This window comes from Streptococcus sp. 1343 (assembly GCF_013277355.1).
In the GTDB taxonomy this organism is placed as follows: Bacteria; Bacillota; Bacilli; order Lactobacillales; family Streptococcaceae; genus Streptococcus; species Streptococcus pseudopneumoniae.
The window spans coordinates 37,629-51,529 of the sequence record NZ_VMMT01000057.1 but is presented as its reverse complement, the minus strand read 5'-3'; the positions used below and the strand labels follow the sequence as shown (position 1 = coordinate 51,529).

12 protein-coding genes are annotated in these 13,901 nt (G+C 43.4%); 2 read left to right on the top strand and 10 right to left on the bottom strand.

The window, feature by feature from the left end; all coding sequences use genetic code 11:
• Positions 1 to 50 precede the first annotated feature (50 nt).
• Positions 51 to 767, top strand: coding sequence for a GntR family transcriptional regulator (locus tag HT709_RS08405; RefSeq protein ID WP_001007202.1), 717 nt, complete (start codon positions 51 to 53; stop codon positions 765 to 767).
• Between the two features lie 314 nt (positions 768 to 1,081).
• Positions 1,082 to 5,020, top strand: coding sequence for an LPXTG-anchored beta-N-acetylhexosaminidase StrH (gene strH / locus HT709_RS08400; protein WP_172925677.1), 3,939 nt, complete (start codon positions 1,082 to 1,084; stop codon positions 5,018 to 5,020).
• Positions 5,021 to 5,074: 54 nt separating this feature from the next.
• Here the strand turns inward: strH and purB are convergent, their stop codons facing one another.
• The 10 genes from purB to purM all read right to left on the bottom strand — a co-directional run bounded on the left by purB (position 5,075) and on the right by purM (position 13,821).
• The gene (gene purB / locus HT709_RS08395) at positions 5,075 to 6,373 is read right to left on the bottom strand and encodes an adenylosuccinate lyase (protein WP_000610749.1); all 1,299 of its coding nucleotides are present in this window, start codon (positions 6,371 to 6,373) and stop codon (positions 5,075 to 5,077) included.
• Positions 6,374 to 6,435: 62 nt separating this feature from the next.
• Positions 6,436 to 6,663 (bottom strand): hypothetical protein, encoded by a 228-nt coding sequence (locus tag HT709_RS08390; protein WP_050091235.1) that lies wholly within the window; start codon positions 6,661 to 6,663, stop codon positions 6,436 to 6,438.
• Between the two features lie 9 nt (positions 6,664 to 6,672).
• A complete protein-coding gene (gene purK, locus HT709_RS08385) occupies positions 6,673 to 7,764 on the bottom strand; it encodes a 5-(carboxyamino)imidazole ribonucleotide synthase (RefSeq protein WP_172925676.1) in 1,092 nt (363 codons plus the stop codon).
• Positions 7,751 to 8,242, bottom strand: coding sequence for a 5-(carboxyamino)imidazole ribonucleotide mutase (gene purE / locus HT709_RS08380; RefSeq protein WP_000165489.1), 492 nt, complete (start codon positions 8,240 to 8,242; stop codon positions 7,751 to 7,753). Before purE ends, purK begins: the two co-directional genes overlap by 14 nt.
• A gap of 193 nt (positions 8,243 to 8,435) precedes the next feature.
• Positions 8,436 to 9,698, bottom strand: a complete 1,263-nt coding sequence (purD, locus tag HT709_RS08375) for a phosphoribosylamine--glycine ligase (protein ID WP_000772181.1) — start codon at positions 9,696 to 9,698, stop codon at positions 8,436 to 8,438.
• 121 nt (positions 9,699 to 9,819) lie between these two features.
• Positions 9,820 to 11,367 (bottom strand): bifunctional phosphoribosylaminoimidazolecarboxamide formyltransferase/IMP cyclohydrolase, encoded by a 1,548-nt coding sequence (purH, locus tag HT709_RS08370; RefSeq protein WP_000161907.1) that lies wholly within the window; start codon positions 11,365 to 11,367, stop codon positions 9,820 to 9,822.
• Position 11,368: 1 nt separating this feature from the next.
• Positions 11,369 to 11,833, bottom strand: a complete 465-nt coding sequence (locus HT709_RS08365) for a GNAT family N-acetyltransferase (protein WP_023935456.1) — start codon at positions 11,831 to 11,833, stop codon at positions 11,369 to 11,371.
• A gap of 43 nt (positions 11,834 to 11,876) precedes the next feature.
• Positions 11,877 to 12,245, bottom strand: a complete 369-nt coding sequence (locus HT709_RS08360) for a hypothetical protein (RefSeq protein WP_002224354.1) — start codon at positions 12,243 to 12,245, stop codon at positions 11,877 to 11,879.
• Between the two features lie 2 nt (positions 12,246 to 12,247).
• The gene (purN, locus tag HT709_RS08355) at positions 12,248 to 12,802 is read right to left on the bottom strand and encodes a phosphoribosylglycinamide formyltransferase (RefSeq protein ID WP_002256676.1); all 555 of its coding nucleotides are present in this window, start codon (positions 12,800 to 12,802) and stop codon (positions 12,248 to 12,250) included.
• Positions 12,799 to 13,821, bottom strand: coding sequence for a phosphoribosylformylglycinamidine cyclo-ligase (gene purM, locus HT709_RS08350; RefSeq protein WP_023935458.1), 1,023 nt, complete (start codon positions 13,819 to 13,821; stop codon positions 12,799 to 12,801). The genes purN and purM overlap by 4 nt, the downstream gene beginning before the upstream one ends.
• Positions 13,822 to 13,901: the final 80 nt, after the last annotated feature.

Genomic DNA, 13,901 nt, shown 5'->3' with positions numbered 1-13,901 from the left:
TCGCTTTTATGGTAAAATTTTCTATGGAGAAGGAAAATAGAGGTAAAAATATGGCAATTCCCAAATATCAATACATAAAAGACGAATTAAAAAATAAAATCATCTCTGGGCAGTTTAGCAGTGGAGATAAATTTTACACTGAAGCAGAACTCATTTCAATGTACGATGTCAGCTCTATCACAGTTGTTCGCGCCTTAAACGACCTTGCCAAAGATGGCTATATTGTCCGCCAACAAGGAAAAGGAACCTTCGTTTCACGTGCACGCAAACACAAGCTTGTAGAGTTTTCAGATATTGAACTCTTCAATGCTAAAGATGATAAGGTAACTGTTCTTTCAATTGAACGCGGAAACAAGCTTGTTTACTTGGAAAAATTGGGTCTACGCGGCGATCAATTCTACTACAAGATTGAACGTATCCGCGAATCAAACGGTGTCGTTTATATCTACCATACATCCTACATCCCAGAACAATATATCAACGCAAATTATCCAAACCTTGAATACTATAGTTCTATCTATAATCGTTTCAAGTTAGACTACCACATTCACATGAATGATGAACACTTTGAAGAAATCAACGAAATAGTCTTTCCAACTCCAGAACATGCGGCTTCAGTCCTCGGAGTCGATGAACAATTCCCTACTGTCCTACAAACTAAAATCACCAAACTCGAATCAACTGGCCAAGTTTTAGAATACAGTGAAACTTACAAACGATCTGATTACTACAAGATTAAATTTATCTCATGTGACCGTGATCACTAAGAAGAAAACCTGAGCTAATCGCTTGGGCTTTTTCTATGCTTATTATACTACACCAAAAAGGTAGCGCTTACCTATTTTTGGAAAATTCTATAATTTGTGGAATATTTTATAGAAATAGAACCAAAAATTATACTAGATATATATACGTATTTTTTCCGACCAATCTGAAATCTTAAGTTTAAATTTTATATTTTTTTATACTTATTATAGTTTTTTGTCATCTCCTCTTGACTCTCGTTAATATAAGAAATAAAATAAAGGCGTTGATTTATATAATCGCTATCAATATAACAATGCAATCAGGAGGTTTTGCAATGAAACATGAAAAACAACAGCGTTTTTCTATTCGTAAATACGCTGTAGGAACAGCTTCTGTTCTAATTGGATTTGCCTTCCAAGCACATACTGTTGCAGCCGATGGAGTTACTCCTACTACTACAGAAAACCAACCGACCATCCATACGGTTTCTGATTCCCCTCAATCATCCGAAAATCGGACTGAGGAAACACCTAAAGCAGAGCTTCAACCAGAAACTCTAAAAACTGTAGAAACAGAAACTCCAGCTACTGATAAGGTAGCTAGTCTTCCAAAAACAGAAGAAAAACCACAAGAGGAAGTTAGTTCAACTCCTAGTGATAAAGCAGAAGTGGTAACTCCAACTTCTGCTGAAAAAGAAACTGCTAATAAAAAGGCAGAAGAAGCTAGCCCTAAAAAGAAAGAAGCGAAAGAGGTTGATTCTAAAGAGTCAAATACAGACAAGACTGACAAGGATAAACCAGCTGAAAAAGATGAAGCGAAAGCAGAGGCTGACAAACCGGAAACAGAGGCAGGAAAGGAACGTGCTGCAACTGTAAATGAAAAACTAGCGAAAAAGAAAATTGTTTCTATTGATGCTGGACGTAAATATTTCTCACCAGAACAGCTCAAGGAAATCATCGATAAAGCGAAACATTATGGCTACACTGATTTACACCTATTAGTCGGAAATGATGGACTCCGTTTCATGTTGGACGATATGAGCATCACAGCTAACGGCAAGACCTATGCCAGTGACGATGTCAAACGCGCCATTGAAAAAGGTACAAATGATTATTACAACGATCCAAACGGCAATCACTTAACAGAAAGTCAAATGACAGATCTGATTAACTATGCCAAAGATAAAGGTATCGGTCTCATTCCGACAGTAAATAGTCCTGGACACATGGATGCGATTCTCAATGCCATGAAAGAATTGGGAATCCAAAACCCTAACTTTAGCTATTTTGGGAAGAAATCAGCCCGTACTGTCGATCTTGACAACGAACAAGCTGTCGCTTTTACAAAAGCCCTTATCGACAAGTATGCTGCTTATTTCGCGAAAAAGACTGAAATCTTCAACATCGGACTTGATGAATATGCCAATGATGCGACAGATGCTAAAGGTTGGAGTGTGCTTCAAGCTGATAAATACTATCCAAACGAAGGCTACCCTGTAAAAGGCTATGAAAAATTTATTGCCTACGCCAATGACCTCGCTCGTATTGTAAAATCGCACGGTCTCAAACCAATGGCTTTTAACGACGGTATCTACTACAATAGCGACACAAGCTTTGGTAGTTTTGACAAAGACATCATCGTTTCTATGTGGACTGGTGGTTGGGGAGGCTACGATGTCGCTTCTTCTAAACTACTAGCTGAAAAAGGTCACCAAATCCTTAATACCAATGATGCTTGGTACTACGTTCTTGGACGAAACGCTGATGGCCAAGGCTGGTACAATCTCGATCAGGGGCTCAATGGTATTAAAAACACACCAATCACTTCTGTACCAAAAACAGAAGGAGCTGATATCCCAATCATCGGTGGTATGGTAGCTGCTTGGGCTGACACTCCATCTGCACGTTATTCACCATCACGCCTCTTCAAACTCATGCGTCATTTTGCAAATGCCAACGCTGAATACTTCGCAGCTGATTATGAATCTGCAGAGCAAACACTTAACGAGGTACCAAAAGACCTGAACCGTTATACTGCAGAAAGCGTCGCGGCCGTAAAAGAAGCTGAAAAAGCTATTCGCTCTCTCGATAGCAACCTTAGCCGTACCCAACAAGATACGATTGATCAAGCCATTGCTAGACTTCAAGAAACTGTCAACAACTTGACCCTCACGCCTGAAGCTCAAAAAGAAGAAGAAGCTAAACGTGAGGTTGAAAAACTTGCCAAAAACAAGGTAATCTCAATCGATGCTGGACGCAAATACTTTACTCTGGACCAGCTCAAACGCATCGTAGACAAGGCCAGTGAGCTCGGATATTCTGATGTTCATCTCCTTCTAGGAAATGACGGACTTCGCTTTCTACTCGATGATATGACCATTACTGCCAACGGAAAAACCTATGCTAGTGATGACGTTAAAAAAGCTATTATCGAAGGAACTAAAGCTTACTACGACGATCCAAACGGTACTGCACTAACACAGGCAGAAGTGACAGAGCTAATTGAATACGCTAAATCTAAGGACATCGGTCTCATCCCAGCTATTAACAGTCCAGGTCACATGGATGCTATGCTGGTTGCCATGGAAAAATTAGGTATTAAAAATCCTCAAGCCCACTTTGATAAAGTTTCAAAAACAACTATGGACTTGAAAAACGAAGAAGCGATGAACTTTGTAAAAGCCCTCATCGGTAAATACATGGACTTCTTTGCAGGTAAAACAAAGATTTTCAACTTTGGTACTGACGAATACGCCAACGATGCGACTAGTGCCCAAGGCTGGTACTACCTCAAGTGGTATCAACTCTATGGCAAATTTGCCGAATATGCCAACACCCTCGCAGCTATGGCCAAAGAAAGAGGGCTTCAACCAATGGCCTTCAACGATGGCTTCTACTATGAAGACAAGGACGATGTTCAGTTTGACAAAGATGTCTTGATTTCTTACTGGTCTAAAGGCTGGTGGGGATATAACCTCGCATCACCTCAATACCTAGCAAGCAAAGGCTATAAATTCTTGAATACCAACGGTGACTGGTATTATGTTATAGGCAATCACAAACAAGATGAAGCTTACCCTCTTTCAAAAGCAGTTGAAAATTCTGGTAAAGTTCCATTCAATCAACTAGCTTCTACCAAATATCCTGAAGTAGATCTTCCAACAGTCGGAAGTATGCTTTCAATCTGGGCAGATAGACCAAGCGCTGAGTACAAGGAAGAGGAAATCTTTGAACTCATGACTGCCTTTGCAGACCACAACAAAGACTACTTCCGTGCTAATTATAATGCTCTCCGCGAAGAATTAGCTAAAATTCCTACAAACTTAGAAGGATATAGTAAAGAAAGTCTTGAGGCCCTTGACGCAGCTAAAACAGCTCTAAATTACAACCTCAACCGTAATAAACAAGCTGAGCTTGACACACTTGTAGCCAACCTAAAAGCCGCTCTTCAAGGCCTCAAACCAGCTGCAACTCATTCAGGAAGCCTAGATGAAAATGAAGTGGCTGCCAATGTTGAAACCAGACCAGAACTCATCACAAGAACTGAAGAAATTCCATTTGAAGTTATCAAGAAAGAAAATCCTAACCTCCCAGCTGGTCAGGAAAATATTATCACAGCAGGAGTCAAAGGTGAACGAACTCATTACATCTCTGTACTCACTGAAAATGGAAAAACAACAGAAACAGTCCTTGATAGCCAGGTAACCAAAGAAGTTATAAACCAAGTGGTTGAAGTTGGCTCTCCTGTAACTCACAAGGGTGATGAAAGTGGTCTTGCACCAACTACTGAGGTAAAACCTAGACTGGATATCCAAGAAGAAGAAATTCCATTTACCACAGTGACTCGTGAAAATCCACTCTTACTCAAAGGAAAAACACAAGTCATTACTAAGGGCGTCAATGGACATCGTAGCAACTTCTACTCTGTGAGCACTTCTGCCGATGGTAAGGAAGTGAAAACACTTGTAAATAGTGTCGTAGCACAGGAAGCCGTTACTCAAATAGTCGAAGTCGGAACTATGGTAACACATGTAGGCGATGAAAACGGACAAGCCGCTATTGCTGAAGAAAAACCAAAACTAGAAATCCCAAGCCAACCAGCTCCATCAACTGCTCCTGCTGAGGAAAGCAAAGCTCTTCCTCAAGATCCAGCTCCTGTGGTAACAGAGAAAAAACTTCCTGAAACAGGAACTCACGATTCTGCAGGACTAGTAGTCGCAGGACTCATGTCCACACTAGCAGCCTATGGACTCACTAAAAGAAAAGAAGACTAAGTCTTTTCGATAAAAAATAAACAGCGAGATTGAAGCTCGCTGTTTATTTTTTAATTAATCACCTAGTCCAAGACGTTCAAAGATATCATCCACTCGTTTGGTGTAATAAACTGGGTTGAAGATTTCATCGATTTCTTCTTGAGTGAGACGTGATGTTACTTCTGAATCTGCCTCAAGAAGTGGTTTAAAGTCTACTTGGTTGTCCCAAGAGTAGGCTGTTTTTGGTTGCACCAAGTCATAGGCTTGCTCACGGGTCATGCCTTTTTCAATCAATGTCAACATAGCCCGTTGGCTAAAGATAAGACCAAAAGTCGAGTTCATGTTTCGGATCATATTTTCTGGGAAGACTGTCAAGTTCTTGACGATATTTCCAAAACGGTTGAGCATGTAGTCAATCAAAATGGTCGTATCTGGTGTGATGATACGCTCAGCTGATGAGTGGGAAATATCGCGTTCGTGCCAGAGAGCGACGTTTTCATAAGCCGTAATCATGTGACCACGAATGACACGCGCCAGACCAGTCATATTTTCAGAACCGATTGGGTTGCGTTTGTGAGGCATTGCTGAAGACCCTTTTTGCCCTTTAGCAAAGAACTCTTCTACTTCGCGTTGCTCAGATTTTTGTAGACCACGAATCTCAGTCGCCATACGTTCGATTGAAGTCGCAATGCTGGCAAGAACTGCAAAGTACTCAGCGTGAAGGTCACGAGGAAGGACTTGTGTAGAGATTTCTTGAGCACGGATACCAAGCTTGTTGCAGACATACTCCTCTACAAATGGTGGGATATTGGCAAAGTTCCCAACCGCACCAGAAATCTTACCAGCTTCTACACCAGCAGCCGCATGCTCGAAACGCTCGATATTGCGTTTCATTTCGCTATACCAAGTTGCCAATTTAAGACCAAAAGTTGTCGGCTCAGCGTGCACACCATGAGTACGCCCCATCATGATGGTGAACTTGTGCTCCTTGGCCTTGTCAGCGATGATATTAGTGAAGTTTTCAAGGTCACGACGGATGATGTCGTTGGCCTGCTTGTAGAGGTAACCATAAGCAGTATCCACCACGTCGGTAGAAGTTAACCCATAGTGAACCCACTTGCGCTCTTCACCAAGAGTCTCAGAAACCGCACGCGTGAAAGCCACCACATCGTGGCGCGTCTCCTGCTCAATTTCCAAAATACGGTCGATGTCAAAGTCCGCCTTCTTGCGAATCAAAGCCACATCTTCCTTAGGGATTTCCCCCAACTCAGCCCATGCCTCGTCAGAGAGGATTTCCACCTCAAGCCAAGCACGGTATTTATTTTCTTCACTCCAAATATTCGCCATCTCAGGGCGAGAGTAACGGTTGATCATGTGTTAATTTTTCCTTTCTTCTTAAGCTGTTGGGAATAAGCTATCTAGGTAAACCAAGATTTCTACTCAAACTCCTCTTTTTCAATAAACACAGACGGGTAATGATCTAGTGTATTCAAATCCGTATCCAGCGGTACATCATAGATAGCTAAATAATTTTCGGGGTATTGTGCAGCTAGTTCTTCATATTTAGCTTGTACCTTATCTTGGTCAGCACTGGCATACAACACTTCAACAACTACTCCAGTCTTATCCTTTTCAATAAATGTATTAACGATAATTTGTATCATAGACTTGTCCTAAAAATCAATCCCTTCCCCAAGCTCATCCACACTATCCGGTACATCACTAAACAAGGTCACATGTCCCATCTTACGATTATGCTTTGCTTCTATTTTACCATACATGTGGAGGTGGGTGCTTGGATTTTCTGCGACATACTTTTCAGCAGCCTCGACGTGTTGACCTAGGACATTGAGCATAACGGCTGGCGCATGGAGTTTGATGACTGGTAATGGTGCTCCGAGAACACCGAGAATATGGGTGTCAAACTGAGAGAAATCACAGGCTTCAATAGAGTAATGGCCTGAGTTGTGTGGTCGTGGAGCAATCTCATTGACAATGATGTCATCAGCTGTCGCAAACATTTCCACACAGAGAGTTCCAGACAAGTTGAGTTGTTCTGCGATTCGCACTGCCATAGCTTTAGCCTTGTCTGCTAGACTTTCAGAAATGCGGGCTGGTACGATGGTCTTAGACAGGATATTGTTGCGGTGGATATTTTCCTGAACTGGGAAAAACGTCACCTCCTTGCCATTTCCTGACACGATGACAGAAATCTCAAGGTCAAAGTTGATAAATTCTTCCAAGACGCAGTCTGCTGAGTCTGCTAGCGCATAGGCTGCTTCCAAGTCTGCTTCTGAACGAATAACCTTTTGTCCATGACCATCGTAGCCACCAGTCGCAGTCTTGAGGACATAGTTTTTCGACAAGTCGATATCTGCCAAGTCTAGGCTAGAAGTCACGACCTTGTAGGGTGCCACAGTGACTTGAGCCTTGTTTGACAAAAAGTCCTTTTCAAAAATACGATTTTGCGAAATGCGGAGCAGATCTGTTCCTTGAGGGAGTTGTCCATCCTTGATAACGGCATCCAAACCGTCAGCGTCGACATTTTCAAACTCGTAAGTGAGGACATCGCAACGGTCTGCCAACTGACGGAGGGCGTCCACATCGTTATAAGGTGCCACAATGATTTCCGCCACGCGAGAAGCCGGGCAATCCGCCGCAGGATCCAGCGCGATAACCTTGTGCCCCATGTAGATAGCAGAAATGGCCATCATCTGACCCAGTTGACCGCCACCGATAATTCCGATTGTTTTAGATGAGCTCATTTGACGACTCCTCTGCGATTTTTCCTTGTTCTTCAGCAAAGTTGGCAAGTGCATCCGCAATGGACTTATCTTCTACAGAGAGGAGACGGAGGGCAAAGAGAGCTGCGTTAGTCGCTCCAGCTTCACCGATAGCCATGGTCGCAACAGGCACCCCACCCGGCATCTGAACGATAGAATAGAGTGAATCCACTCCACTAAGAGCACGAGACTTGACTGGCACACCAATGACTGGAAGGGTTGTTTTGGCAGCTACCATTCCTGGCAAGTGGGCTGCGCCACCTGCACCTGCGATAATGACCTTGATGCCACGGCTACGAGCTTCTTCGGCATGTCTGAACATGAGGTCTGGTGTGCGGTGGGCAGAGACAACCTTCTTCTCGTAGGCTACACCGAAGCGGTCTAGGACTTCTGCTGTTTTTTGCATGGTTGCCCAGTCGGATTTTGAGCCCATGATGATGGAAATAATTGGTTTAGTCATAATTTTTCCTTTTTTCTTCTTTTTTGATAATGGTCTTAGGTGGTGGGGACGGAAGCAAACCTTCGGTTTCATTCCTAAACTTTGAGCCTAAGGTCTCAAAGTTTCCCCCTGACCAGAACATTCACTGTTCTGGTCTTTTCACCACGACGACCATTATCGTGTTTGGCGACTACGGCGCGTTATTCTTATATCTTTACTTAATTGCCTTGCTTCCGATATCTGTTCGGTAGAAGAGTCCTTCTATTTTTTGTTGGGATAGTTCTTGGTAGATGCTGGCTTGGGCTTCTTTGACGGTGGCTGCTGTGGTAACGAGCATATAAACTCGTCCGCCGTTTGAGATCAGTGCTCTGCTATTTTCTGCAAACTTAGCCCCTGCATAATAGGTGATAATGTCGCCATCGGTTTTGGCTGGCAACTTGACACCTTTTTCATAGTCTAGCGGGTAGCCGTTTGATGCGACAACCACACCCAGAGTCACACCCTTATCCGTCCAGGTGATGTTTGGCTCCTTGCTATCCAGAATATCTGTAATATTTTGTGCAAAGTCAGATGTCAAACGAGGCAAGATAATCTGTGTTTCAGGATCTCCAAAGCGAGCATTGAACTCGATGACTTTAGGACCTTCTGCTGTCAGGATAAGCCCTGCATAGAGGATGCCAAGATACGGACGGCCTTCTTTGATCATCCCTTCAAGGATTGGCTTGACAATAGTCTCAACCGCTGTATCAACTACACTCTGTGGTAAGTGTGGAACTGGCGCATAGGCCCCCATCCCACCAGTGTTAGGTCCCTTGTCGCCATCGTATGCACGTTTGTGGTCCTGAGCTGTTGGCATGATGTAGAACTTGTCTCTATTGACAAAGGCAAAAAGTGAAAATTCCTCTCCGTCGAGGAATTCCTCAATAACCACACGCGCACCTGAGTCACCAAATTTATTGTCCAAAAGCATCTCGTGAGCTGCTTCGACTGCTTGCTCAACCGTCTCCGCAACGACAACACCCTTCCCAAGCGCCAAGCCATCCGCCTTGACTACGATAGGCGCCCCCTGCTTTTCGATATAAGCCTTGGCTTCCTCGAAATCTGAAAATGTGCCATAGGCTGCTGTCGGAACGCCATATTTGACCATGATTTCCTTAGCAAAATCCTTGGACCACTCCAGCTCCGCTGCCAATCTTGTCGGACCAAAGGCTTTGAGACCAGCTGCATGGAAATCATCCACGATACCAGCCGCAAGGGCGTCATCTGGACCGATAAAGGTCCAAGCAATATCGTTGGCCTTTGCGAAGTCAATCAATTTAGAATGTTCGGAAATAGAGATATTTACCAATTCCAGACCATCCAGAGTCATACCGTCATTCCCAGGAGCTACAAATACTTTTTCAACGTCTTTTGACTCAAGCAACTTCTTAGCAATCGCATGTTCACGACCACCCGAACCGACAACTAACAGCTTCATCCCTCAACCTCTTTTGCGAATTATTTAATAATATTATACCACAAACGTTCGTTTTAATCTTGTTTCAATCCGCATTTTTACGCAAAAAAGGAAAGAAACTGTTTTCTTCCCTTTAACGTTCTTAATGTCTAAAATGTCTCACACCTGTAAAGACCATTGTCAAGCCATATTTGTCAGCAGCTTCGATAGACTCTTGGTCACGGACGGATCCACCCGGCTGGATGATAGCCCTGATCCCTGCTTTGGCGATTTCTTCCACATTATCCGCAAATGGGAAGAAGGCATCCGAAGCAAGAACAGCGCCGTCAAGACGGTCTTTAGCTTGCTCAATAGCGATGCGAACAGAAGCCACACGGTTAGTTTGACCCGGACCGACACCAAGTGTCATGTGGTCATTGGTTACGATGATACCGTTTGATTTGACGTACTTGATAGCTTTCCAAGCAAACTCAAGAGCAGTCGCTTCTGTCTCAGTTGGCTGGCGTTTGGTCACCACTTGCCAGTCAGCTGGGCTTTCTTTGACCACGTCTTGGTTTTGTACCAGAAGTCCACCGACAACACCTGTGTATTCTGCTTCCACTTCGCTAGCCTCTTGAGCATCAAATGGCAAGGCAAGGATACGCAAGTTTTTCTTTTTATTGGTCAAAATAGCTAGCGCTTCATCCGTATAACTTGGTGCGATGATGATTTCAAGGAAAACACCATGCATCTTCTCAGCTGTCGCAACATCCAACTCACGGTTGAGAACGACGATTCCACCGAAAATTGAGACTGGGTCAGACTCATAAGCATAGTCCCAAGCAGTCTCGATGTCGTCAGCTTGACCAATTCCACATGGATTCATATGTTTGAGAGCCACAACGGTTGGACGATCTTTGAAATCACGAATGATACGAATGGCAGCATCCGCATCACGGATATTGTTGAATGACAATTCTTTCCCGTTAAGCTGTTTAGCAGATGCAATCGAGTAGTCAGTCGGCAAGGCTTTTTGGTAGAAATCTGCATCCTGTTGAGGATTTTCCCCATAGCGCATGGCCTGCTTGAGGTCATAAGTCAAGGTCAGCTTTTCAGGTTTGCTTTCACCCACTTGAGTTGTGAAATACTCTGCAATCAAGGCATCATAAGCCGCTGTGTGACGGAAAACCTTGGCTGCCAAACGTTGGCGAGTTTCGTAAGTGGTTTCGCCGTTAACTGACAACTCGTCCAAAACCACTGTATAGTCAGCAGGGTCTACCACAACCGTCACACTGGCATGATTTTTTGCTGCTGAACGAAGCATAGATGGCCCACCGATGTCAATGTTTTCAACTGCATCAGCGTAAGTCACATCCGGTTTGAGGATTGTTTCCTTGAATGGATAAAGGTTGACCACAACAAGGTCGATGAACTCAATCTGATTGTCCTTAGCTGCTTCCAAGTGACTATCCAAGTCACGACGAGCCAAAAGTCCCCCGTGGATATTTGGGTGAAGGGTCTTGACACGACCATCCATCATTTCTGGGAACCCAGTCACATCATCAATCGCAATGGTATCTACCCCAGCATTATTAAGGGCAACCTTGGTCCCACCTGTTGAGATGATGTCCCAACCGAGTTTTTTAAGTTCTTGGGCAAATTCAACAATACCCACTTTGTCTGAGACGCTGATTAAGGCTTTTTTCGTCATTCTATTCCTCTTTCTTTAAGTCCAAGCGCATAGCGACTTCGTTATTTTCTTCTATAAATCCTGTTTCCTGAAAACCCAAACTAGTCAACAGGTGCTTCATTTTTTCATTTCCAACCACATAATCTGCAACAATATGACTGCAGACTCTATCCATCTGAGCCTCTTTGATTAGAACTTCCAAGGCTTTTCTACCATAACCTCTTCCTTGGTACTGCTGACCAATCATTATCCGCCAGATAAAGTATTCCGCTTCATCCTTGTCTATTTCCAGCAGGAGAAAGCCAACCACTTGCTTATCCCAATAGATTGCCCTCGGAAACACATCTTCATTTTCCCGGTAGAGCCATGCGTCAGCTAAAGAGCGTACATTTGGAGCCACAAAACGTGCTCGTTCATCAGCTTCAGATATTTTCAAATCCAGCACTGCCTGAAAACTGCTCTCATCTACTAATTTCATCTCAATCATTTTTTCTCCTTTTGAATAAATAGGGTTTTGAGGTGATTAAAGACTAATCTAACTCATATAAAAGGTAGTTATCAAAATTTATGATTCCTTTGAGGTAATCTCGGTCTGCTTTAGACAACTCAAATTCTGGAAAAGTCGCAATTAAACTGGACAAATAAAAATAATTCGGGTGCCTACGATAAGAAAAACCTGCTTGACCGAATTTCCCTTGACAAAAATCATAGGCAAGTTTCAATTCTTGACTTGTGACACCGTCTAAAATTTTATCTAACTCTGAAAGCTGACTTTTATCAGTATTTTCTATCATAGCTTTCACTGTATTTACTAAAACAAAAAGAAAATCATTAGTATTATCCAGTAGGATTGGTCTGTTAGATAACTTATTCTTTAACTCCATATAGTATTGGTCCATAATCATTTCTTCCTCTCCACTCCCAAACTATCCAACAATTCTGGATACAGTTTGTACTCTGTTTCGTGTATGCGAGTCTCGAAAGTATCTAGGGTATCCCCTTCAAGCCGTGGCACACGCACTTGTTTGATAACCTTTCCTGTATCCACACCTGAATCCACCCAATGAATGGTCACGCCGCTCTCAGCAACGCCAGCATTCCAAGCATCCTCAATCCCATGAGCTCCTGGAAATTCTGGCAGGTAGGCTGGATGAATGTTGACAATCCTGCCTTCATAAGCCGCCAATAAGGTTGGCCCAACGATTTTCATGTAGCCTGCTAGACAAACCAAGTCAATCTGGTGTTCTTCCAAGAGTTCGACAAGGGCCGCTTCGTAGTCTGCCTTGCTCTCAAACTCCTTGAGTTCAAAATCATAGGACAGAACGCCGAGCTTGTCTGCACGTTCGAGCACATAGGCGTCACGATGGTCTGAAAAGACAAACTCTACTGGAAATTGTTCCGCTATCACCTGAAAATTTGAGCCATTACCAGAGGCAAAAACCGCTATTTTTTTCATTTGATGATGACACTTTCGTTTTCTTTCTTGACGATGTGACCAATTTCATAGACTGGTTCATCCAGCAATTCCTTGACACGACCTACATTTTCAGGGCTGACTGCTAGCATAAGTCCCACACCCATATTGAAGATTTCAAACATTTCTTCATGTTTGATTTTACCATATTTTTCAAGAGCTTTGAAAATAGGAAGCACTGGAACTTTGCTTTCATCAATCTCAGCAGCTAGGTCATCTGCAAACATACGAGAGACATTTTCGATAAAGCCACCACCAGTGATGTGGGCAATGCCATTGACCAAGCCTTCCTTGATGAGTGGTAAGACAGCCTTGACATAGATACGAGTCGGTTCAAGAAGAACTTCCTTGAGTTGCTTGCCTTCCAATTCTGGCAAGATTTCCTCACCTGTGTAATCCGCAAAGACACGACGAACAAGAGAGTAACCATTGGAGTGAATCCCACTTGAAGCAAGTCCGAGAAGAATATCTCCTTCTGCCACCTTTGAACCGTCAATGATTTGAGATTTTTCAGCCACACCGACCGCAAAACCAGCCAAGTCATAGTCATCTTCGCCGTACATGCCAGGCATTTCAGCCGTTTCTCCACCAATGAGGGCAGCGCCTGCCTGCACACAACCTTCTGCCACACCAGCGACAACTTGTTCTAGCTTAGCTGGTTCATTCTTCCCTGTCGCTACGTAGTCAAGGAAATAGAGGGGTTCCGCACCCGCAGCGATGATATCATTGACACACATGGCCACACAGTCCTGACCGATAGTATCGTGCTTGTCGTATTTGATAGCCAACATGAGTTTGGTTCCGACACCATCAGTTCCTGAAATCAAGACAGGTTCTTTGACACCTGTTTTTGAAAGGTCAAACATACCACCAAAGCCTCCCAGAGCTCCCATGACACCTGCACGCTCCGTACGAGCCACGTGCTTTTTAATCCGTTCAACAACTTCATAACCCGCTTCAACATCCACACCAGATTGAGCGTACGCATTTTTATTTGCCATTTTATTTTTCCTTTTCTTTTTTGGGAAAGACTGCGACGTATTTTTAGATAAACAATTATTTTATCTAAAAATACTAGTCA